This window comes from Pseudomonas sp. MF08831, assembly GCF_059862645.1.
On sequence record NZ_JCBCUX010000004.1, the window covers coordinates 250968 to 272034 of the forward strand.

Here is a 21067-nt window from a genome sequence, read left to right on the forward strand (position 1 = left end):
CAAGCCCGCTCCCACATTTGTCCGCGTACATCCTTTGGAAAGCGGTCGAATGTGGGAGCAAGCTTGCCTGCGATGGCGGTCTCAGCCCTTACGAATACCTGAGCGCATGTGCCGGCTCAATCTTCGCCGCCCGATACGCCGGGTAAATCGTCGCCAAAAAGCTCAACACAAACCCGGCCGTGCAAATCAGCAGCACATCCCCACCCTGCAGTTCCGAAGGCAGGTTGCTGACGAAATACACGTCCGAACTGAAGATATGTTGCCCGGTCACGCGCTCCAGCCAACCCACCAGTTCGCTCACGTTCAGCGCCGCAATCACGCCCAGCACGCCGCCGATCAAAGTGCCGACGATGCCGATCACGGTGCCCTGCACCATGAAGATCGCCATGATCTGCCGTGGCGTGGCGCCAATGGTGCGCAAGATCGCGATGTCGGCGCCCTTGTCGTTCACCACCATGATCAAGGTGGCGATGATGTTGAACGCGGCGACGGCGACGATCATCAGCAACAACAGGCCGATCATGGTCTTTTCCATCTTCATCGCGCTGAACAGGCTGCCCTGGGTGTGGGTCCAGTCATCCGGCTTGTAGGCCGCGCCGAGGCTGGCGGCGATGTCCGCCGAGACCTTCGGTGCCGCGTACAGGTCTTTCACCGCCAGGCGCACGCTTTGCACCTGGTTCGGCTGCCAATGCTGGATTTCGGCGGCGTCGGCCATGTTGATCAGGGCCATGGAGCCATCCAGCTCGGCGCCGACCTTGAAGATACCGACCACGTTGAGCCGCTGCATGCGCGGGGTGATGCCACCCGGCGCCGTGCTGATTTCCGGCACGATCAGGGTCAGCTTGTCACCCACGTTCAGGCGGAAGCGCCGTGCAGTGATGTCGCCGATGACCACACCGAACTCGCCGGCTTTCAGGTCATCCAGTTTGCCGCGCACGATGTGCTGGGCCACGATCGAGACTTTGCCTTCCTGGGCCGGGTCGACGCCGCTGATCTCGATCGGCTGCATCGCGCCCTTGTAGGAGAACATCCCGTCCATCTGCGTGAATGGTACGGCGGCAGTCACTTGCGGGTTCTTCATGGCGGCGGCGGCCACCGGCTGCCAGTCATCAATCGGGTTCACGCCGACGATGGTCGCGTGGGGCACCATGCCGAGGATGCGTGAGCTCATTTCGCGCTGGAAGCCGTTCATCACCGACAACACCACGATCATCGCCAACACGCCCAGGGCGAGGCCGATCATCGAGGTCATCGAGATAAACGAAACAAAACGGTTGCGGCGCTTGGCGCGGGTATAGCGCGTGCCGATGAAAATCGATAACGGTCTGAACATTCGCGGGCACCGTTTAAAAAAATGAAAAAGCCCAGCGCCAGGCGCCGGGCTTGAAACGGGTCAGATGGCGACCAAGTGACCTTCCTGCAGGTGCAGCACGCGGTCCATCTGGCGGGCCATGCTCATGTCATGGGTCACCACCAGGAACGCGGTGCGCATCTGGGTGCTCAGTTCGAGCATCAAATCCTTGATGCCCTGGGCGGTGTGGGAGTCGAGGTTGCCGGTTGGCTCATCGAGCATCACCAGGCCTGGGTTGTTGACCAGGGCACGGGCAATCGCTACACGCTGGCGCTCGCCACCGGACAACTCGGCCGGTTTGTGCTCCAGGCGATGACCGAGGCCGACGCGCTCCAGCAACGCCTTGGCGCGCTGGCGCGCTTGCGGAATAGCAGTCTTGCCGATCAGCAGCGGCATGCAGACGTTTTCCAGCGCAGTGAATTCCGGCAGCAGGTGGTGGAACTGGTACACGAAACCCAACGAGCGGTTACGCAGTTGGCCACGCGCCTTCTCACCCAGGGCCGACAGCTCTTCGCCAGCCAGCCACACGCTGCCCTGGGACGGCGTATCCAGGCCGCCCAACAGGTTGAGCAAGGTACTTTTGCCGGAGCCGGAACTGCCGACGATCGCCACGCGTTCGCCCGGGTGCAGTTCAAGTTGCAGGTTGGACAACACCACCACCGATTCCGGACCTTCCTCGTAGGATTTGCCCAGGTTGCGGCAGCTCAGGATTGCTTTTTCACTCATGCCCGATTCACTCATAACGTAAGGCCTGTGCTGGCTGGGTACGTGCCGCGCGCCAGGCTGGATACAGGGTGGCAAGGAAGCTCAATACCAACGCGGCGCCGCCTACCATCAACACGTCTTGGGCCTGAACCTGGGACGGCAAGTAGTCGATGAAGTAGACGTCGGCGTTGAGAAACTTGTGACCGATGACTTTTTCCAGCGCGGCGATGGCGGCGCTGACGTTCAGCGCGGCCAGGATGCCGACCGCGGTGCCGATCAAGGTGCCGACCACGCCGATCACGGTGCCCTGCACCATGAAGATCGCCATGATCTGCCCCGGCGTGGCGCCCAGGGTGCGCAGGATGGCGATGTCACCTTTCTTGTCGTTCACCACCATCACCAGGGTGGAAATGATGTTGAACGCGGCCACGGCGACAATCAGCAGCAACAGCAGGCCGATCATGGCTTTTTCCATGCGGATGGCCTGGTAAAGATTGCCGTGGGTGCGGGTCCAGTCGCGTGCGTAGTACTGGGATTCACCCAAATGCTGGGCGATTTCCCAGGCGCCGCGCGGGGCGTCGAACAGGTCGTTGAATTTGAGGCGCAGGCCCTGCACCTGATCCGGCTTCCAGCGGTGCAGGCGGGCCAGGTCGGTGAGGTTGGTCAGGCCGAGGTAGCCATCGATTTCGCCGGCGCCGACGTGGAAGGTGCCGACCACGGTGAAGCGCTTCATGCGCGGGAACATGCCGGCCGGGGTCACGGTGACTTCCGGAGCGACGAAGGTCAGCTTGTCGCCGACGCCCACGCCGAGCTTGGCCGCCGCCTTGTCGCCGATCACGATGCCGAAGCTGCCAGGCGCCAGATCGTCGAGTTTGCCCTGCAACATGAACTTGTCGATGATCGACACGTTACGTTCCTGGGCCGGGTCGATGCCATTGAGCAGGATCTTCTGCACCTTGCCGTCGTTGGTCAGCAACCCCTGCATCTGGGTAAACGGCGCAACGGCCACCACCTTGGGGTTCTGCTTGACCTTGTCGGCAAGGCTGGGCCAGTCGCTGATGGGCGAATCGCCCTCGATGGTCGCGTGGGGCACCATGCCCAGCACGCGGGTGCGCATCTCATGATCGAAGCCGTTCATCACCGACAGCACCACGATCATCACGACCACGCCCAAGGCGAGCCCGATCATCGAGGTCAGGGAAATGAACGACACAAAATGATTGCGACGCTTTGCACGGGTATAACGCGTGCCGATAAATACGAAGAGAGGTCTGAACATGTCGGGGCTTGTTCGGAGGAAAAGAAGACGTCCCGGTGGCGGGGTCAGGTAAGCAGCTTTACACTCAGACCATTACCGCTACTTTGGGTTCGCCATGTCGACATTAGATGAAGAAGAACGCCGCGAATACTACCGTATCGACGACATGATCGCACTTCAAATCAGCACCCTCTCTGCCCCCGAAGCGGCGAGCAAGGAAGTGTTGCTGGATGATTCGCCGCTGTTCAACCTGCTCAGCGAATTGCACCTCAGCGAATTCGAAGCCCAGCACCTGCTGCGCCAGATCAGCGAGAAAGATCGCAGCCTGGCCGCCTTCCTCAAAGTCCAGAACAAACGCGTGGACCTGCTCAGCCAGATCATGGCGCGCGGCCTATTGGATGAGGTGGGCGCGCCGCAGCCGGTGATCCTTTCCGAAGGCGGCATCGACTTCAAGCACCCAACGCCGCTGGCGCCCGACACACACCTGGCGGTCAAGCTTGTATTGATGCCCCAGGCGCTCGGCTTGCTGCTGCGTGCCCGCGTGACGCATTGCGACGCCAAGGGCGACGGCTTTGACGTGGGCACGGAATTCGAATCGATGACCGATGCCCAACGCCAATTGCTGGCGCGCTACATCCTGCAGAAACAAGCCCAGGAACGACGCCTGGCGCGGGAACAAAGCGACGCCCAAGACACCTGAATTTCGTATGACCCCGCCGGGCTATCTGGCGCAAAGGAGCAACTGTGACCCTGATTTATGGCCACCGCGGTGCCAAAGGCGAAGCACCGGAAAACACCCTGACCAGCTTTCAGGAGTGCCTCAAGCACGGTGTACGCCGTTGCGAACTGGATTTGCACCTGTCCATGGACGGCGAGTTGATGGTCATCCACGACCCGACCCTCAAACGCACCACCGACCGGCGCGGCAAAGTCGTCGAGTATTCGGCAGCCGACCTTGTGAAGATGGACGCGCGCAAAGGCGGCCCGGGTTGGGTCAGCCCCTGCCCGATCCCACGCCTGGAAGAGCTGTTCGAAAAATGCGACTTCGATCACTGGCAGCTGGAAGTCAAAAGCGCTTCGCGCACCCGCGCCGCAACGACCGTACTGGCAATTCGTGAGGTGGCCGTGCGTCATGGCCTGATGGACAAGGTCACCGTGACCTCAAGTTCGCGGGAAGTCTTGAAAGCGGCCGTGGAGCTTACCCCGGACCTGTCACGCGGCCTGGTCGCCGAATACGCGTGGCTCGACCCGCTGAAGGTCGCGCAAAACTACGGCTGTGAATACCTGGCATTGAACTGGACGCTGTGCACCCCCGAGCGTCTGGAAAAAGCCCAGCGTCAGGGTTTGCACGTGTCCGTGTGGACGGTCAACGAACCGGCGCTGATGCGCAGGCTCGCTGACTTCGGCGTAGATAGCCTGATTACAGACTTTCCCGGTTTGGCCACTGCCACCCTCGAGAATTACTGAAATCGGTCTCCCCGGCCGGCTCAGGCCACCGGCCGGAGCCGCTCAAAAAAGCCGGTTGAGGCCGTCATAGGCCGCTACCCGATAGGCTTCGGCCATGGTCGGGTAGTTGAACGTGGTGTTCACAAAATACTTGAGGGTATTTTGCTCGCCCGGCTGGTTCATGATGGCCTGGCCGATATGCACGATCTCCGAGGCCTGATAGCCGAAGCAATGCACGCCGAGGACTTCCAGGGTCTCGCGGTGGAACAGGATCTTGAGCATGCCTTGCGGCTCACCGGCGATCTGCGCACGCGCCATGCTCTTGAAGAACGCCTTGCCGACTTCGTAAGGCACCTTAGCCTTGGTCAGTTCGTGTTCGTTCTTGCCGATCGAGCTGATCTCCGGAATCGTGTAGATGCCGGTCGGCACGTCGTTCACATAACGCCAGCTGCCATTGTCGACAATGCTGCCGGCCGCTGAACGGCCCTGGTCATGCGCGGCACTGGCCAGGCTTGGCCAGCCGATCACGTCACCGGCGCCATAGATATTGGTCACGCAGGTGCGGTAGTTCTCGTCCACTTCGATCTGGCCACGGCTGTTGACCTTCACGCCGATGTTTTCCATGCCCAGCTTGTCGGTGTTGCCGGTACGGCCGTTGCACCACAGCAAGGCGTCGGCCTTGATCTTCTTGCCGGATTTGAGGTGCAGGATCACACCGTTGTCCAGGCCTTCGACCCGCTCGTACTCTTCGTTGTGGCGCACGGTGATGTTGTTGTTGCTGAAGTGGTAGCTCAACGCCTGGGAAATTTCCGAGTCGAGGAAGCTCAGCAACTGGTCGCGGTTATCCACCAGTTCCACCAATACGCCCAGGCCGCTGAAAATCGAGGCGTATTCACAGCCAATCACGCCAGCGCCGTAGATGATCAATTTGCGCGGGGTGTGGCCCAGGCTCAGGATGGTGTCGCTATCGTAGATACGCGGATGATGGAAATCGATATCGGCCGGGCGATACGGGCGCGAACCGGTAGCGATGATGATGTGCTTGGCCACCAGCTTCTCGACCACGCCGTTGGCGCAGACCACTTCAACGGTTTGCTCGTCGGCAAAACTGCCGGTGCCGAAGAACAGGTCGACGCGGTTACGGGCGTAGTAGCCGGTGCGCGACGCGACTTGCTTGGAGATGACTTTTTCGGCGCTTTTCAATACGTCCGGGAACGAGAACCAGCGCGGCTCACCAATGGCCCGGAACATCGGGTTGGTGTTGAACTGCATGATCTGGCGCACCGAGTGACGCAAGGCCTTGGACGGGATGGTACCCAGGTGGGTGCAGTTACCGCCGACCTGGCGACGGCTATCGACCATCGCCACCTTGCGCCCAGCTTTGGCGGCGTTCATCGCCGCACCTTCTCCAGCCGGGCCGGAACCCAGTACCACCACGTCGTAGTTGTAGACAGCCATGCGTACTCCTCAGAACAGGCCAGGCGTACGGTTGGACGCCTGGCTAAATCATGCCGCGGCCAGCGGGCATGAAGGACAATTTGGCTCAAGTGTGTGAGCCGGGGCACAGTCTATAGAAGGCTCAACGCCGCGAACATTAACCCTTGGTCGCGTCGTAGGCCAGTCTTGCCTTTACTACAGAACCCGCAAATTGCAATTAGACTGCTGACACGCACCTTTTGCAGGAAGAGCCATTATGCGGCATGTCGTTTTCTGTTTATTGCTGATTTTCTGTGTGGCAGTGCAGGCCAGTGAGGCGGACCGCCTGAAGCAGGCCGGTTTTCCTGCGCAATCTCACGACCTTGTGCTGAAAAACCAGACGGTGCTGGTGTATCTCTGGGCGGATGTGTATGCGGCAGCGGTGTATGCTGCCGCCGACACCAGCGCCAAAGCCACCTGGGACCAGCAAAAGAATCTGCGCCTGGCGCTGTATTACTTTCGCGACATCGACCGTAACGACGTGATCAAGGCGGCCACCACGACCTTGGAGCGCCAGCAAAGCAGCGCCACCCTCGCCCGCTTGAAGCCGCAACTGGACCAACTGCATGCACGCTTTCGCAATATCCGCAGCGGCGATCGTTACGCCCTGGACTTTCGGCCTGGGCGCGGCTTGAACCTGGAAATCAATGATCAGGTGGTGTTCAGCAGCCATGATGATGAATTGGCGAAAGCCTATCTCGGCATCTGGCTGGCGCCCAAAGGCCTGTCCGACAGCCTGCGCAACTCCCTCCTCAACTGATCAACACCCGCCAAGACACCTGCGCATTTAGTCAGCTTCCTATCAGTTTTTATTGCGGGTAGTGGCCAATACACATATGGTTACAAAGAAGCAGCAAGGATGAGCGATGACCTGGGATCACTAATAAGATAGCCAAAATGAGTGCATGACATGTCCACTACCACGGGCAAAGGCAAGGCAATTTTTCGCGTTGTCAGCGGCAACTTCCTCGAGATGTTCGACTTCATGGTCTACGGCTTCTACGCCACGGCCATTGCCAAAACCTTCTTTCCCACCGACAGCGCGTTTGCTTCCTTGATGCTGTCCCTGGCGACCTTCGGCGCCGGCTTCCTGATGCGGCCCCTGGGCGCGATCTTCCTCGGCGCCTACATCGACCGCCACGGCCGTAAGAAAGGCCTGGTCATCACCCTGGCCATGATGGCCGCCGGCACCGTCCTCATCGCTTGCGTCCCTGGCTATGCCACCCTGGGCGTGGCGGCGCCGTTGCTGGTGCTGTTTGGTCGCTTGCTGCAAGGTTTCTCCGCCGGCGTCGAGCTGGGCGGTGTGTCGGTGTACCTGGCGGAAATCGCCACACCCGGGCGCAAGGGCTTCTTCGTCAGCTGGCAGTCCGCCAGTCAGCAGGCTGCGGTGGTGTTCGCCGGGTTGCTCGGCGTGGGCCTGAACCACTGGCTCAGCCCCGAAGAAATGGGTGATTGGGGCTGGCGCGTGCCGTTCCTGATCGGCTGCCTGATCGTGCCGGTGATCTTCGTGATTCGCCGCTCGCTGGAAGAAACCCCTGAGTTCCAAGCGCGCAAACACCGCCCTACCCTGCAGGAAATTGTGCGCTCGATCGGTCAGAACTTCGGCATCGTCATCGCCGGCATGGCGCTGGTGGTGATGACCACCGTGTCGTTCTACCTGATCACCGCCTACACCCCGACCTTCGGCAAGGCCGAGCTGCACCTGTCGGACTTCGATGCGTTGCTGGTGACCGTGTGCGTGGGCATCTCCAATTTCATCTGGCTGCCGGTGATGGGCGCGGTGTCCGACAAGATCGGACGCAAACCCCTGCTGCTCGGCGCGACAATTCTGGCGATTCTTACCGCGTATCCGGCGTTGTCGTGGCTGGTGGCCAATCCGAGCTTCAGCCATCTGCTGATCGTGCTGCTGTGGTTGTCGTTCCTGTATGGCTCGTACAACGGTGCGATGGTGGTGGCGCTCACCGAGATCATGCCGGTGGAAGTGCGCACTACCGGGTTTTCCCTGGCCTACAGCCTGGCAACCGCGACCTTTGGTGGGTTTACACCGGCGGCCTGCACCTACCTGATCCACGTGCTGGACAACAAGGCAGCGCCTGGGATCTGGCTCAGTGGCGCGGCGATACTCGGCTTGATCGCTACATTGATACTGTTCAAGGGCAACCGGCATGAACTGCGCACTGCGCAGGCGTCAGTGGTGGGCGGCGCCTGATAGACCGCTATCGCAGCCAACCCAGCTCCCACCTTTGACTGTATTCACACATCAAACCTGTGGGAGCCGGGCTTGCCCGCGATGAGGCCCGAACATTCACCACAAAACAGCAGCCATAAAAAAAGCCCCGAACCAGTCGGGGCTTTTTCATTTACCGCAAAGGCTTAGCGCGGGAATGCAGGCGGGTTGACCCCAGCCATGTCTTCCATCACGCGAACCACTTGGCAGCTGTAACCGAACTCGTTGTCGTACCAGACGTACAGCACAACGCGGTTGTCCTGGGTGATGGTTGCCTCGGCATCCACCACACCGGCGTGGCGCGAGCCCACGAAGTCGGTCGACACCACTTCCTGCGAGTTAACGAAGTCGATCTGCTTATGCAGGTCCGAGTGCAGCGCCATGTAGCGCAGGTACTCGTTCATTTCTTCACGGGTGGCGGCTTTCTCAAGGTTCAGGTTGAGAATGGCCATCGACACGTTCGGCGTCGGCACGCGGATCGCGTTACCGGTCAGCTTGCCGGCCAGCTCAGGCAGGGCCTTGGCAGCAGCGGTGGCAGCACCGGTCTCGGTGATGACCATGTTCAACGCGGCGCTACGGCCACGGCGATCGCCTTTGTGGAAGTTGTCGATCAGGTTCTGGTCGTTGGTGTACGAGTGAACTGTTTCAACGTGACCATTAACGATGCCGAACTTGTCATTCACAGCCTTCAGCACCGGCACGATGGCGTTGGTGGTGCAGGAAGCAGCCGACACGATCTTGTCGTCAGCGGTGATTTCGCCGTGGTTGATACCGTGAACGATGTTCTTCAGCTTGCCTTTGCCAGGCGCGGTCAGCACAACGCGGTCGATACCCGGGCAGGCCAGGTGCTGGCCCAGGCCCTCGGCATCACGCCATACGCCGGTGTTGTCCACCAGCAGGGCGTCCTTGATGCCGTACTGGGTGTAATCCACCTCAGACGGGTTCTTCGCGTAGATCACCTGGATCAGGTTACCGTTGGCGGTGATGGTGTTGTTTTCTTCGTCGATGACGATGGTGCCATTGAACGGACCGTGTACCGAGTCGCGGCGCAAGAGGCTGGCGCGTTTGGTCAGGTCGTTCTCGGCGCCTTTGCGCACAACGATGGCACGCAGCCGCAGGCCGTCGCCGCCACCGGTTTTTTCGATCAGGATGCGCGCCAGCAGGCGGCCGATACGGCCAAAGCCGTACAGCACAACGTCAGTGCCTTTACGGGCAGCGGCGTTTTGCTGGCCAACCACATCGGCCATTTCTTCACGCACGAACTGCTCGGCGGTGCGGCCAGCGCCTTCTTTGCGGAATTTGTAAGCCAACTTGCCCAGGTCTACCGAGGCCGCGCCGAGCTTGAGCTCGCTCATGGCTTTAAGCAGAGGGAATGTTTCGTGGACGGAGAGTTCGCTGTCGTCGGCGGAACGATGGCGAGCAAAGCGATGCGCCTTGAGAATCGCGATGACTGATTGGTTGATCAGGCTGCGGCCATAGATCGAGCTCACCACATTGTTATTGCGGTACAGCTGACCGATAAGCGGAATCATCGCTTCAGCGAGTGCTTCACGGTCGATCCATTCACCAAGACACTGGTCGGGCTTCTGAGTCACGGGAACCTTCCACATGTAGGGGCAGAAAAAAGGGGCTACATTATGTCGTCCGACCGGCCGTTGAGCAATGCGCCAACCACAACAAAAAGCGCTTGCAAAAAAACACCACCCCGCTACAGCCCAGTAAATACGCGGGTTCCAGAAGGCCACCAATGACGCCGCGCCGCCAACTTGTCCGTAACCCTCCGAAACATCCGCACTTTTTGGCACTACATATTGAGTCAAAACCCACCATTGTTTGTCTTAGCCACTACATTTCCTGCAAACCGTAATAGGCTCAGTCAGCAACTGACAGGCGGCACCTCGGGCCGTTACAATTACCGACTTTGTCGCAACGCTTGGAGCTCAACCTTCCGTGCCCGTTCTGCGTCTACCGATTCTCCCTGCCGCGGCAGGTAAACAGCACTGGGGCAACCTGCCCGGTGCCGCCCTGAGCCTGGCCATCGCCGAGGCTGCCAGCGCAGCCAAGCGCTTTACCCTGCTGCTCACCGCCGACAGCCAAAGTGCCGAGCGACTGGAGCAGGAGCTGAGCTTCTTCGCCCCCGATTTGCCGGTGCTGCACTTTCCCGACTGGGAAACCCTGCCCTACGACCTGTTCTCGCCACACCAGGACATCATTTCCCAGCGCATCGCCAGCCTGTACCGCTTGCCGGAACTGGCCCACGGCGTGCTGGTGGTGCCGATCACCACGGCCCTGCATCGCCTGGCGCCAACCAAGTTTCTGCTGGGCAGCAGCCTGGTGCTGGATATCGGCCAGAAGCTCGACGTGGAACAGATGCGCACGCGCCTGGAAGCCAGCGGCTACCGCTGCGTCGACACGGTGTACGAACACGGCGAGTTCGCCGTGCGTGGCGCGCTGATCGACCTGTTCCCGATGGGCAGCAAGCTGCCGTACCGCATCGACCTGTTCGACGACGAAATCGAGACACTGCGCACCTTCGACCCGGAGAACCAGCGCTCGATTGATAAAGTCGAGTCGATCAAACTGTTGCCGGCGCGGGAATTCCCGCTGCAAAAAGATGCCGTCACACGCTTCAAGGCCCGCTTTCGCGAACGCTTCGACGTAGACTTCCGCCGCTGCCCGATCTTTCAGGACCTGAGCAGCGGGATTACACCGGCCGGTATCGAGTACTACCTGCCGCTGTTCTTTGACGAAACCTCCACCCTGTTCGATTACCTGCCCCAGGACACCCAAGTGTTCTCGCTGCCAGGCATTGAGCAGGCAGCGGAAAACTTCTGGAACGATGTGCGCAATCGCTATGAAGAGCGCCGCGTCGATCCATCGCGGCCTTTATTGCCGCCTGCCGAGCTGTTCCTGCCGGTAGAAGAATGCTTCGCCCGCTTGAAAAACTGGCCGCGCGTAGTCGCCAGCCAACAGGACGTGGACGCTGGCAGCGGCCGCGAGCGCTTCCCGGCGAGCACGCTGCCGGACCTGGCGATTCAGGCCAAAGCCACGCAGCCGCTGGAAGCGTTATCCAACTTCCTCGGCGACTTCCCCGGCCGCGTGTTGTTTACCGCCGAGTCCGCCGGCCGCCGCGAGGTGCTGCTGGAGCTGCTCGAACGCCTGAAGCTGCGCCCGAAAACCGTCGACAGCTGGCCTGACTTTGTTAAGAGCAAAGACCGCCTGGCGATCACCATTGCGCCGCTGGATGAAGGTTTGTTGCTGGATGACCCAGCGCTGGCGCTGATCGCCGAGAGCCCGCTGTTCGGCCAGCGCGTGATGCAGCGCCGCCGCCGTGAAAAACGCGCCGACATCAACAACGACGCAGTGATCAAAAACCTGACCGAGCTGCGCGAAGGCGCGCCGGTGGTGCATATCGACCACGGCGTGGGCCGCTACCTCGGGCTGCAAACCCTGGAGATCGACAACCAGGCCGCCGAATTCCTCACCATGGAATACGCCGAGGGCGCCAAGCTTTACGTGCCGGTGGCCAGCCTGCACCTGATCGCGCGCTACACCGGCAGCGACGACGCCCTGGCGCCGTTGCACCGCCTGGGCTCCGAGACCTGGCAGAAAGCCAAGCGCAAAGCCGCTGAACAGGTGCGCGACGTCGCCGCCGAACTGCTCGACATCTATGCACGCCGCGCAGCCCGCGAGGGTTATGCCTTCGCCGACCCGAAAGCCGACTACGCCACGTTCAGTGCCGGCTTCGCTTTCGAGGAAACCCCGGACCAGCAAACCACCATCGAAGCGGTGCGCGCCGACATGCTCGCGCCCAAGCCGATGGACCGTCTGGTGTGCGGCGACGTGGGCTTCGGCAAAACCGAGGTGGCCATGCGCGCCGCCTTTATTGCCGTGCATGGCGGCAAGCAGGTGGCGATTCTGGTGCCGACCACCCTGCTCGCCCAACAACACTACAACAGCTTCCGCGACCGCTTTGCCGACTGGCCGGTGAGCGTGGAAGTGATGAGCCGATTCAAGTCCGCCAAAGAGGTGAACGCCGCCGTCGCCGACTTGGCTGAGGGCAAGATCGACATCGTGATCGGCACCCACAAGCTGCTGTCGGACGATGTAAAGATCAAAAACCTCGGTTTGGTGATCATCGACGAAGAGCACCGCTTCGGCGTGCGCCAGAAAGAACAACTGAAGAACCTGCGCAGCGAAGTCGACATCCTCACCCTCACCGCCACGCCGATTCCGCGCACGCTGAACATGGCCGTGTCGGGCATGCGTGACCTGTCGATCATCGCCACGCCGCCGGCACGTCGTCTGTCGGTGCGCACCTTCGTGATGGAACAGAACAAAAGCACGGTCAAGGAAGCGCTGTTGCGTGAACTGCTGCGCGGCGGCCAGGTGTACTACCTGCACAATGACGTCAAAACCATCGAGAAATGCGCCGCCGACCTCGCCGAACTGGTGCCGGAAGCCCGCATCGCCATCGGCCACGGCCAGATGCGCGAGCGCGAACTCGAACAGGTGATGAGCGACTTCTACCACAAGCGCTTCAACGTGCTGATCGCCTCGACCATCATCGAGACGGGCATCGACGTGCCGAGCGCCAACACCATCATCATCGAGCGCGCCGACAAGTTCGGCCTGGCGCAGCTGCACCAATTGCGCGGCCGCGTCGGGCGCAGTCACCACCAGGCCTATGCCTACCTGTTGACGCCGCCGCGTCAGCAGATTACCTCCGATGCCGAGAAGCGCCTGGAGGCGATCGCCAATACCCAGGACCTCGGTGCCGGCTTTGTGCTGGCCACCAACGACCTGGAAATCCGTGGCGCTGGCGAACTGCTCGGCGACGGCCAGAGTGGGCAGATCCAGGCCGTCGGTTTCACCCTCTATATGGAGATGCTCGAGCGTGCGGTGAAAGCCATCCGCAAGGGCGAACAACCGAACCTCGATCAACCCTTGGGTGGCGGCCCGGAAATCAACCTGCGCTTGCCGGCATTGATTCCCGAAGACTACCTGCCGGATGTGCACGCGCGGCTGATTCTGTACAAGCGCATCGCCTCGGCCACCGACGAAGAAGGTCTCAAGGACCTGCAAGTGGAGATGATCGACCGCTTCGGCCTGTTGCCGGAGCCGACCAAGAACCTGGTGCGCCTGACCCTGCTCAAATTGCAGGCCGAGCAGTTGGGCATCAAGAAGGTCGACGCCGGGCCGCAAGGTGGGCGTATCGAGTTCGAAGCGCAAACGCCGGTGGACCCACTGGTGCTGATCAAGCTGATTCAGGGCCAGCCCAACCGCTACAAGTTCGAAGGGGCTACGCTGTTCAAGTTCATGGTGCCGATGGAACGTGCCGAAGAACGCTTTAATACATTAGAGGCGCTGTTTGAGCGCCTCATCCCGAAATCTGCTTGAAGGACGCCCCAATGCGCCTGTTCCGCATTTTGAGCTTGTTGTTGGTGGTCGTTGCTCCTTCGGCGTTTGCCGACAGCCCCTATCTGGTGGAAATGATTCTGGTGCGCCAGAACGCCGAGCCGGTGATCAATAGCCGCGCGGCACCGGAAAACTGGGACGCCGGGGCACCACGACTGCCGGCGGACAAAATCAGCCCGCCGCGGCTGGGCAACATCGTCGACAAGCTCAGTGCCGACACCGGTTACACGGTGCTGCTGCACCGGGCCTGGGACCAGAACCTGGGCGAGCAGCCGGTGAAGCTGGCCATCAGCGATGGCCAGGAGCAGTTTGGCCAGTTTCCCATCGAAGGCACGCTGAACCTGCAACTGGGGCGCTTTACCGATATCGACGCAGACTTCTGGATCAACCAGTTCGACGCCAACGGCAGCGTCATCGCCAGCGAACACTTGAGCCAGCAAGGCGTGCGCACCAAGAACAACCAGCTCAACTACCTGGACGGCGGCCACTTGGCCCTGCTGATCAAGATCACCTCGCTGACCGCCAAACCACCCAGCGCACCACCGCCCGATGCTCAGGACTGATCCAGCGCCATGCCCCTGACATCGTCACTGACCAAACCCCTGGCCCCTTCGTGGGCCAATCGCTTTAAAGAGCAAAGCCTTGAGCGCGGGCGGCGCTACGCCCTCGAAAACCGCGTGCGCATCGTCGAGTCCGGCGACAGCACCATTGTTGCCAGCTGCGAAGGCTCGGGCGGTAACGTTTACCGGCAGACCATCTCGCTGCGCGAATCGGCCAAGGGCATGCTGATTCTGGTGGACAGCCGCTGCACGTGCCCGGTGCACACCAACTGCAAACACATTGCGGCGGTGCTGCTCAAGGTCCAGGAAACCCTGGCTTACCCGGCGGCGGCGCAAGATGCCGAGTTGCTGGAGAAACTCCAGGCCGTGCTGGATAACCGCGTGGTACTGCCGCAAGTGGTGATGGAAGATGTGCGGCCGGTGCCGCGCTTGTGGCTGGCGAGTGTCGAGTTCAGCGCGTTTGAACCGCGCAATGGCAAGATGCAGCGCTATATCCAGCACCGTGCGGCGTTGTCGTTCAACTACCTGGGCAACTATGTCAGCGGGCAAAAAAATGCCGACATCGTGGTGCGCCAGGAAACCCAGAGCCTGCGCATCAAGCGCCATCCGGAGCTGGAGCAGCCGTACCGCGAACAACTGCGCCTGCTCGGCTTCAAGATCGCCACGCGCCAGAGCAAGGCACTGCCGGAGAGCGCCGGCGAATTGTTCGAGATGGTCAACGACAGCGCCTGGCTCAACTTCACCCTCAACGCCTCGCCGACCTTGCGCGCCGAGGGCTGGGAGTTGCAGATCGATGAGGATTTCGGTTTCGACTTAAGCGCCGTCGATGACTGGTACGCCACCGTCGATGAAGGCCCGGAACGCGACTGGTTTGACCTGGAGCTGGGCATCATCGTCAACGGCGAGCGCCTGAGCCTGTTGCCGATTCTATTGAACCTGATGCGCTCGCACACCGAGATCCTCAACCCGGAAAAGCTCGCCCGACGCCGCGATGACGAGCTGATCTTGGTAAACATCCCCGGCCTGCCCAACGGCCACGGCCCGCTGCAAGTGGCGCTGCCCTACGGCCGCTTGAAACCGGTGCTGGCCACCCTTGGCGAGTTTTACCTGCAGGAATCGGGCACCACCACCCTGCGCCTGGCCAAGGCCGATGCGATTCGCCTCAACCCGCTGGAAGACCTGCCGCTGCAATGGGAAGGCGGCGAGAAGATCCGCAACTTCGCCCAGCGCCTGCGCGACATCAAGGATTTCACCTGCGAGGCGCCCGAAGGCTTGAATGCGACACTGCGCCCGTATCAACTCGAAGGCTTGAGCTGGATGCAGTCGCTGCGTCAACTCGATGTGGGCGGGATTCTTGCGGATGACATGGGCCTGGGCAAAACCCTACAGACGCTGGCGCATATTCTCAGTGAAAAAATCGCCGGGCGCCTGGATCGGCCGTGCATGGTGGTGATGCCTACCAGCCTGATCCCCAATTGGCTCGATGAAGCCGCGCACTTTACGCCGCAACTCAAGGTATTGGCGCTGTATGGCGCGACACGCAAAAAGCACTTCGCCAACCTGCAGGACTACGACCTGCTGCTGACGACTTATGCACTGCTGCCCAAAGACATCGAGCAACTCGCCGCCCTGCCCTTGCATGTGCTAATCCTCGACGAAGCCCAGTACATCAAGAACCCCAACAGCAAGGCCGCTCAGGCCGCGCGCGAGCTCAATGCGCGCCAGCGCCTGTGCCTGAGTGGTACGCCGCTGGAAAACCACCTGGGTGAGCTGTGGTCGCTGTTCCACTTCCTGCTGCCGGGCTGGCTGGGCGACGTGAAAAGCTTCAACCGCGATTACCGCGTGCCCATAGAAAAGCGCGCCAGTGATGTGCGACTGCAGCACCTCAACGGTCGGATCAAACCTTTCCTGCTGCGCCGTACCAAGGAACAGGTGGCCACGGAATTGCCGCCCAAGACCGAGATCATCCATTGGGTCGATCTCAACGAAGCCCAGCGTGATGTGTACGAAACCATGCGCCTGGCCATGGACAAGAAGGTGCGCGACGAAATCACCCGCAAGGGCGTGGCGCGTAGCCAGATCATTATTCTTGAAGCGCTGCTCAAGCTGCGCCAGGTGTGCTGCGACCTGCGCCTGGTCAACGACGCCGCCCTGCCCGCGCGCGGCAGCAGCTCGGGCAAGCTCGACAGCCTGATGGAAATGCTCGAGGAGCTGTTTGCCGAAGGACGCCGGATTTTGCTGTTCTCGCAGTTCACTTCGATGCTGAGCCTGATCGAAGTCGAACTGAAAAAGCGCGGCGTGGCTTACGCACTGCTGACCGGCCAGACCCGCGACCGACGCACACCGGTGAAGGATTTCCAGAGCGGCAAGTTGCAGATTTTTCTGATCAGCTTGAAGGCTGGCGGTGTGGGCTTGAACCTGACAGAAGCCGATACGGTGATCCACTATGACCCGTGGTGGAACCCGGCCACGGAGAACCAGGCGACTGACCGCGCGTATCGCATCGGTCAGGAGAAGCCGGTGTTCGTCTACAAAATGATTGCGCGGGGCACGGTGGAGGAGAAAATCCAACACCTGCAAAAGGAAAAGTCCGACCTGGCGGCGGGCGTGCTGGATGGGCGTACGACGGGAGATTGGCAGTTGGGCAACGAGGACATCGAGGCGTTGTTTGCGCCGCTGCCCAATAAGCAAGAGAAGCGCTGACCTTCAGATTGCTATCGCGGGCAAGCCCGCTCCCACATTCTGATGTGTGAATACATTCAAGTGTGGCAGCTGGCTTGCCTGCGATGGGCGCACCACGGTGTTCAGCCGACCAGTTGAGCATCCCGCAACGCAGTAAGCGCCGTCAGCCACCGCGGGTCCTGCTTATAGTCTGTCGACGCAATCGCCTGCCCGCGCATCCGCGCAATTCGCGCAGACGGCGTGACCTTCATCCGCTGCGCCGCGGTGAGAGCAAGCTCAGCTGCCGCACGGTCGTTGCACACCAAGCCCATGTCGCAGCCGGCGGTCAGCGCCGCTTCGATCCGGCTGGCCGCATCACCGACCACATGTGCCCCGGCCATGGACAGGTCATCACTGAAAATCACCCCATCGAACTGCAACTCGCCGCGCAGGATGTCCTGCAACCAGCGCCGCGAGAAGCCAGCGGGTTGAGCATCCACCTGCGGATAGATGACGTGCGCCGGCATAACCGCTGCCAATTGCTTGCTCAGCCGTGCGAAAGGCACCAGGTCATTGGCGCGAATCTGTTCCAGGCTACGCTCGTCATTGGGAATGGCGACGTGGGAATCGGCCTCAGCCCAGCCGTGGCCAGGGAAGTGTTTACCGGTGGCGGCCATGCCGGCGTTGTTCATGCCGCGAATGAAGGCACCGGCAAGCACGGCGGCGCGCTCGGGGTCGCCTTCAAACGAGCGGGTGCCGACCACGGCGCTGCGCTGGTAATCCAGGTCCAGCACTGGGGCGAAACTCAGGTCAAGGCCAACCGCCAGTACTTCAGTGGCCATAATCCAGCCGCACTGCTCGGCCAGGTATTCGGCATTCGGCTTATCCGCCAACAAACGCATGGCCGGCAGACGCACAAAGCCCTGGCGCAGGCGCTGCACGCGCCCGCCTTCCTGGTCCACGGCCAGCAGCAGGTCGGGGCGCACGGCACGGATCGCCGCGCTCAACTCGCGCACCTGGCGTGGGTGCTCGATATTGCGTGCAAAAATGATCAGGCCGCCCACTTCAGGCTGACGCAACAGGTGACGATCCTCGGCCGTCAGCCAGGTACCGGCCACATCAACCATCAAAGAACCTTGCAGGGCAGCAGTCATAAACCTTCCTTAAATAACGCACACAACCCGTTGCCCTCACCTGGCGCAATAAGCGCGGTGAGCACAACGGGTTGCGAGTAAATAGCTGAAATCGGCATGGCGGCTAGCTTAGCGGATGCAAGCGGCCGCGCACACCCGCGGCAATCACGCCTTGGCGACGGCCGGCGTGGATTTACTGCGTGGGCGCAACTGCGCGGCCGCCATGGCCTGGTCGGTCACACCGGTTTCGGCGCGCATGCCGGCGGCAAGGAACGGCACCATCAGGCGCATCACTTGTTCAATGGAGGTATTCACGCCGAAATCGGTCTCGGCAATTGCGCGCAAGGCTTTGATACCGGACATGCTGAATGCGGCAGCACCGAGCATAAAGTGCACGCGCCAGAACAGTTCGATCGGCGGAATACGCGGCGCGGCTTCGTTGACCAGCAACATGTAGCGGCGGAACACTTTGCCGTACATGTCTTCCAGATAACGCCGCAAGTGGCCCTGGCTCTGGCTGAACGCCAGGCCCAGCAAACGCATGAAGATCGACAGGTCATTGCCGCTGCGCGGTTGAACCACCAGCGCTTGCTCAACCAGAATTTCCAGCAGGTCTTCCAGGCTTGGCTTGTTTTCAGGCTTGGTCTGACGGCGCTCCAGCTCACGGTCGAGGCTGGCGCAGAACGGCCCCAGAAAGCGCGAAAACACTGCCTGGATCAGGGCTTTCTTCGAGCCGAAATGGTAATTCACTGCAGCCAGGTTAACCCCAGCCTTGCTGGTGATCAGCCGCAATGAAGTTTCAGCAAATCCTTTTTCCGCGAACAATTGCTCGGCAGCATCGAGAATGCGTTCAACGGTTTCCGACTGGGCCATGGCTACTCCGCCTGACAAACACTTGTTTGAAACATACGTTTCAGGGTGTGTCTTGTCAAGCCTGCGAGTCCGTTTTCCGGCCGGGCAGTCATCTATTTAACCGCTATTTAATCACATCCTTCCTGGTCTGTAGGCAGCGCTATCTCTGCCTTGTAGGAAGGGTGACGAATGACCGTCCAGCGGTGTGCCCAAAAAGGATGATTGCCAAGCGCAGTTCACTGTATATAATCCCAGTCACTGTATAAAAAGACAGAGCGATCAACATGCTAAAACTGACGCCACGCCAAGCTGAGATTCTGGCTTTTATCAAGCGCTGCCTCGATGACAACGGCTACCCGCCGACACGAGCGGAAATTGCGCTGGAGCTGGGGTTCAAATCCCCAAACGCTGCTGAAGAACACCTCAAGGCCCTCGCTCGCAAAGGCGCGATCGAGATGACCCCAGGGGCTTCTCGCGGTATTCGCATCCCTGGCTTTGAAGCCAAGGCCGACGAATCGACCCTGCCGATCATTGGCCGCGTCGCCGCCGGTGCGCCGATTCTGGCGCAACAGCACGTCGAGGAATCCTGCAACATCAACCCGACCTTCTTCCATCCGCGCGCCGACTACCTGTTGCGCGTGCACGGCATGAGTATGAAGGACGTGGGCATTTTCGACGGCGATCTGCTGGCCGTCCACACCACCCGTGAAGCCCGTAATGGCCAGATCGTCGTTGCGCGTATCGGCGATGAAGTCACCGTAAAACGCTTCAAGCGCGAAGGCAGCAAGGTCTGGCTGATGGCCGAAAACCCTGAGTTCGCCCCGATTGAAGTGAACCTGAAAGATCAGGATCTGGTGATCGAAGGCTTGAGCGTCGGCGTCATTCGCCGCTAAAGGAGGCACCATGCAGCTCGTGCACACCCCACAACACACACAACTGTCGCTGTTCGAGGCCTTCATGGCTCAACCCCTTGCGCCTATCCTCAAGGAAACGGTCGAGGCCCCGTGGGGCTCCGAACCTGAGGCGTTCAGTGAATTGTCGTTGCGCGGTGCAGCTGGAAGCTGTCTGAGCCTGCTGGCGCCGATCCTGCGTGAACTGAGCGAAGAGCAGGACGCACGTTGGCTGACGCTGATCGCTCCACCTGCCAGCCTGACCCAGGCCTGGCTGCGAGACGCCGGCCTCAACCGCGAGCGCATCCTTTTGCTGCAACCACGGGGCGCGCAAAGCGCCCAACAGTTGACCTGCGAAGCCTTGCGTCTGGGACGTAGCCATACGGTGGTGAGCTGGTTGAACCCGTTGAATACTATGGCCAAGCAACAACTGATCAGCGCCGCACGGACGGGCGATGCGCAGAGCTTGAATATTCGATTGGGGTAACAGGGAGCTAGCTTATTGCGTAGGTGACAGATAGGTATCTGTGCCGCGCGGGCTTCTGTAGCGAGCGGGCTTGCCCCGCGTTGGGCTGCGGAGCAGCCCCATAACCAAGCACCGTGGAATACCTGATATACCGCGTTAATCCATTAGGGCCGCTTCGCGCCCCAACGCGGGGCAAGCCCGCTCGCCACAACAAGCCCGCTCAACAACAGCAAGCCCGCTCGCCTCAGAGGCCTGCCTACTGCAGCGACCTGCTCACTGCAACAAGACCGCCTACAACGAAAAGCGCACTTAACTGCAAAACTCAGTGCAGAACTCGCGGCCCGTCGTCCTTCTCCGGTTCGCCTTCTGCCAGGCGACCCGCCATCTGCACACCAACGCTCAACATGGCTTTCGCCACTTCCACGTGCTGGCCTTGCAGGAATGCTTTTGCGTCTTCGGAAAAATCCAGGATAACCAGAGAACCCTCGTCCTCAGCCCGACGCAGCTCGATTCGGCCGTCAGGCAATTCAACAATTTCCAGAAAGGACGTTGGCATAAAAGTCTGTTCTCCACGAAAGGCCGGGATTATATCAGTCATCCACCCAGCCTCGCTGAGGATCTGAA

The 21067-nt window shown here is 60.7% G+C and carries 17 protein-coding genes; 9 read left to right on the plus strand and 8 right to left on the minus strand.

Annotated features, from left to right (window positions below; translation table 11 throughout):
• Positions 1–88 precede the first annotated feature (88 nt).
• From AC19YS_RS10225 to AC19YS_RS10235, 3 genes are read right to left on the minus strand one after another with little or no spacing between them, the layout of a single operon-like run.
• Entirely contained in the window at positions 89–1333 is a 1245-nt protein-coding gene (locus AC19YS_RS10225; protein WP_106576921.1) for a lipoprotein-releasing ABC transporter permease subunit, read from the minus strand.
• A gap of 60 nt (positions 1334–1393) precedes the next feature.
• Entirely contained in the window at positions 1394–2077 is a 684-nt protein-coding gene (gene lolD / locus AC19YS_RS10230; RefSeq protein ID WP_164487915.1) for a lipoprotein-releasing ABC transporter ATP-binding protein LolD, read from the minus strand.
• Positions 2078–2084: 7 nt separating this feature from the next.
• Positions 2085–3335, minus strand: a complete 1251-nt coding sequence (locus AC19YS_RS10235; protein WP_119739210.1) for a lipoprotein-releasing ABC transporter permease subunit — start codon at positions 3333–3335, stop codon at positions 2085–2087.
• A gap of 94 nt (positions 3336–3429) precedes the next feature.
• On the opposite strand from AC19YS_RS10235, the gene AC19YS_RS10240 reads away from it, so the two are divergent.
• Entirely contained in the window at positions 3430–4014 is a 585-nt protein-coding gene (locus tag AC19YS_RS10240; protein WP_119739208.1) for a PilZ domain-containing protein, read from the plus strand.
• Positions 4015–4058: 44 nt separating this feature from the next.
• Positions 4059–4781 (plus strand): glycerophosphodiester phosphodiesterase, encoded by a 723-nt coding sequence (locus AC19YS_RS10245; protein ID WP_500601624.1) that lies wholly within the window; start codon positions 4059–4061, stop codon positions 4779–4781.
• 42 nt (positions 4782–4823) lie between these two features.
• Here the strand turns inward: AC19YS_RS10245 and sthA are convergent, their stop codons facing one another.
• Positions 4824–6218, minus strand: a complete 1395-nt coding sequence (gene sthA, locus AC19YS_RS10250; RefSeq protein WP_005786183.1) for a Si-specific NAD(P)(+) transhydrogenase — start codon at positions 6216–6218, stop codon at positions 4824–4826.
• 235 nt (positions 6219–6453) lie between these two features.
• Here sthA and AC19YS_RS10255 point away from each other — a divergent pair, with 235 nt between their 5' ends.
• Entirely contained in the window at positions 6454–6996 is a 543-nt protein-coding gene (locus AC19YS_RS10255) for a chalcone isomerase family protein (RefSeq protein WP_500601626.1), read from the plus strand.
• Positions 6997–7146: 150 nt separating this feature from the next.
• On the plus strand, positions 7147–8445 hold the full coding sequence (locus AC19YS_RS10260) for an MFS transporter (protein ID WP_106576927.1): 1299 nt from the start codon (positions 7147–7149) through the stop codon (positions 8443–8445).
• A gap of 164 nt (positions 8446–8609) precedes the next feature.
• On the opposite strand, the gene AC19YS_RS10265 is transcribed toward AC19YS_RS10260, so the two are convergent.
• Positions 8610–10073: a glyceraldehyde-3-phosphate dehydrogenase gene (locus AC19YS_RS10265; RefSeq protein ID WP_023659083.1), complete on the minus strand. Its 1464-nt coding sequence runs from the start codon at positions 10071–10073 to the stop codon at positions 8610–8612.
• A 340-nt stretch (positions 10074–10413) separates the two neighbouring features.
• Between AC19YS_RS10265 and mfd the strand changes: the two genes are divergently transcribed.
• The 3 genes from mfd to AC19YS_RS10280 are packed head-to-tail and all read left to right on the plus strand — an operon-like array spanning position 10414 to position 17144.
• The gene (gene mfd / locus AC19YS_RS10270) at positions 10414–13863 is read left to right on the plus strand and encodes a transcription-repair coupling factor (RefSeq protein WP_200623201.1); all 3450 of its coding nucleotides are present in this window, start codon (positions 10414–10416) and stop codon (positions 13861–13863) included.
• An 11-nt stretch (positions 13864–13874) separates the two neighbouring features.
• The gene (locus AC19YS_RS10275; RefSeq protein WP_124416717.1) at positions 13875–14444 is read left to right on the plus strand and encodes a CsiV family protein; all 570 of its coding nucleotides are present in this window, start codon (positions 13875–13877) and stop codon (positions 14442–14444) included.
• Between the two features lie 9 nt (positions 14445–14453).
• The gene (locus AC19YS_RS10280; protein WP_119739202.1) at positions 14454–17144 is read left to right on the plus strand and encodes a DEAD/DEAH box helicase; all 2691 of its coding nucleotides are present in this window, start codon (positions 14454–14456) and stop codon (positions 17142–17144) included.
• A gap of 101 nt (positions 17145–17245) precedes the next feature.
• Here the strand turns inward: AC19YS_RS10280 and nagZ are convergent, their stop codons facing one another.
• Both nagZ and AC19YS_RS10290 read right to left on the minus strand, forming a co-directional pair.
• The gene (gene nagZ / locus AC19YS_RS10285) at positions 17246–18256 is read right to left on the minus strand and encodes a beta-N-acetylhexosaminidase (RefSeq protein ID WP_500601630.1); all 1011 of its coding nucleotides are present in this window, start codon (positions 18254–18256) and stop codon (positions 17246–17248) included.
• Positions 18257–18400: 144 nt separating this feature from the next.
• Positions 18401–19108 (minus strand): TetR/AcrR family transcriptional regulator, encoded by a 708-nt coding sequence (locus AC19YS_RS10290; protein WP_053255043.1) that lies wholly within the window; start codon positions 19106–19108, stop codon positions 18401–18403.
• A 263-nt stretch (positions 19109–19371) separates the two neighbouring features.
• On the opposite strand from AC19YS_RS10290, the gene lexA reads away from it, so the two are divergent.
• Together lexA and sulA are read left to right on the plus strand one after the other, a co-directional pair.
• Positions 19372–19980, plus strand: coding sequence for a transcriptional repressor LexA (gene lexA / locus AC19YS_RS10295; RefSeq protein WP_017137423.1), 609 nt, complete (start codon positions 19372–19374; stop codon positions 19978–19980).
• Positions 19981–19990: 10 nt separating this feature from the next.
• Positions 19991–20464 carry an SOS-induced cell division inhibitor SulA gene (gene sulA / locus AC19YS_RS10300; RefSeq protein WP_500601631.1) on the plus strand — a complete coding sequence of 158 codons (474 nt, stop codon included), beginning with the start codon at positions 19991–19993 and terminating at the stop codon, positions 20462–20464.
• Positions 20465–20765: 301 nt separating this feature from the next.
• Here sulA and AC19YS_RS10305 read toward each other — a convergent pair whose 3' ends face one another.
• Positions 20766–20999 (minus strand): hypothetical protein, encoded by a 234-nt coding sequence (locus tag AC19YS_RS10305; RefSeq protein ID WP_053255041.1) that lies wholly within the window; start codon positions 20997–20999, stop codon positions 20766–20768.
• Positions 21000–21067: the final 68 nt, after the last annotated feature.

Bases quoted from the DNA above. Each gene is read 5' to 3' on its own strand.
- AC19YS_RS10225 (WP_106576921.1), bottom strand. From the start codon at position 1,333: ATGTTCAGACCGTTATCGATTTTCATCGGCACGCGCTATACCCGCGCC.
- AC19YS_RS10305 (WP_053255041.1), bottom strand. From the start codon at position 20,999: ATGCCAACGTCCTTTCTGGAAATTGTTGAATTGCCTGACGGCCGAATC.
- AC19YS_RS10265 (WP_023659083.1), bottom strand. From the start codon at position 10,073: ATGTGGAAGGTTCCCGTGACTCAGAAGCCCGACCAGTGTCTTGGTGAA.
- AC19YS_RS10275 (WP_124416717.1), top strand. From the start codon at position 13,875: ATGCGCCTGTTCCGCATTTTGAGCTTGTTGTTGGTGGTCGTTGCTCCT.
- AC19YS_RS10290 (WP_053255043.1), bottom strand. From the start codon at position 19,108: ATGGCCCAGTCGGAAACCGTTGAACGCATTCTCGATGCTGCCGAGCAA.
- lexA (WP_017137423.1), top strand. From the start codon at position 19,372: ATGCTAAAACTGACGCCACGCCAAGCTGAGATTCTGGCTTTTATCAAG.
- sulA (WP_500601631.1), top strand. From the start codon at position 19,991: ATGCAGCTCGTGCACACCCCACAACACACACAACTGTCGCTGTTCGAG.
- AC19YS_RS10240 (WP_119739208.1), top strand. From the start codon at position 3,430: ATGTCGACATTAGATGAAGAAGAACGCCGCGAATACTACCGTATCGAC.
- sthA (WP_005786183.1), bottom strand. From the start codon at position 6,218: ATGGCTGTCTACAACTACGACGTGGTGGTACTGGGTTCCGGCCCGGCT.
- nagZ (WP_500601630.1), bottom strand. From the start codon at position 18,256: ATGACTGCTGCCCTGCAAGGTTCTTTGATGGTTGATGTGGCCGGTACC.
- AC19YS_RS10260 (WP_106576927.1), top strand. From the start codon at position 7,147: ATGTCCACTACCACGGGCAAAGGCAAGGCAATTTTTCGCGTTGTCAGC.
- lolD (WP_164487915.1), bottom strand. From the start codon at position 2,077: ATGAGTGAAAAAGCAATCCTGAGCTGCCGCAACCTGGGCAAATCCTAC.
- AC19YS_RS10235 (WP_119739210.1), bottom strand. From the start codon at position 3,335: ATGTTCAGACCTCTCTTCGTATTTATCGGCACGCGTTATACCCGTGCA.
- AC19YS_RS10255 (WP_500601626.1), top strand. From the start codon at position 6,454: ATGCGGCATGTCGTTTTCTGTTTATTGCTGATTTTCTGTGTGGCAGTG.
- AC19YS_RS10280 (WP_119739202.1), top strand. From the start codon at position 14,454: ATGCCCCTGACATCGTCACTGACCAAACCCCTGGCCCCTTCGTGGGCC.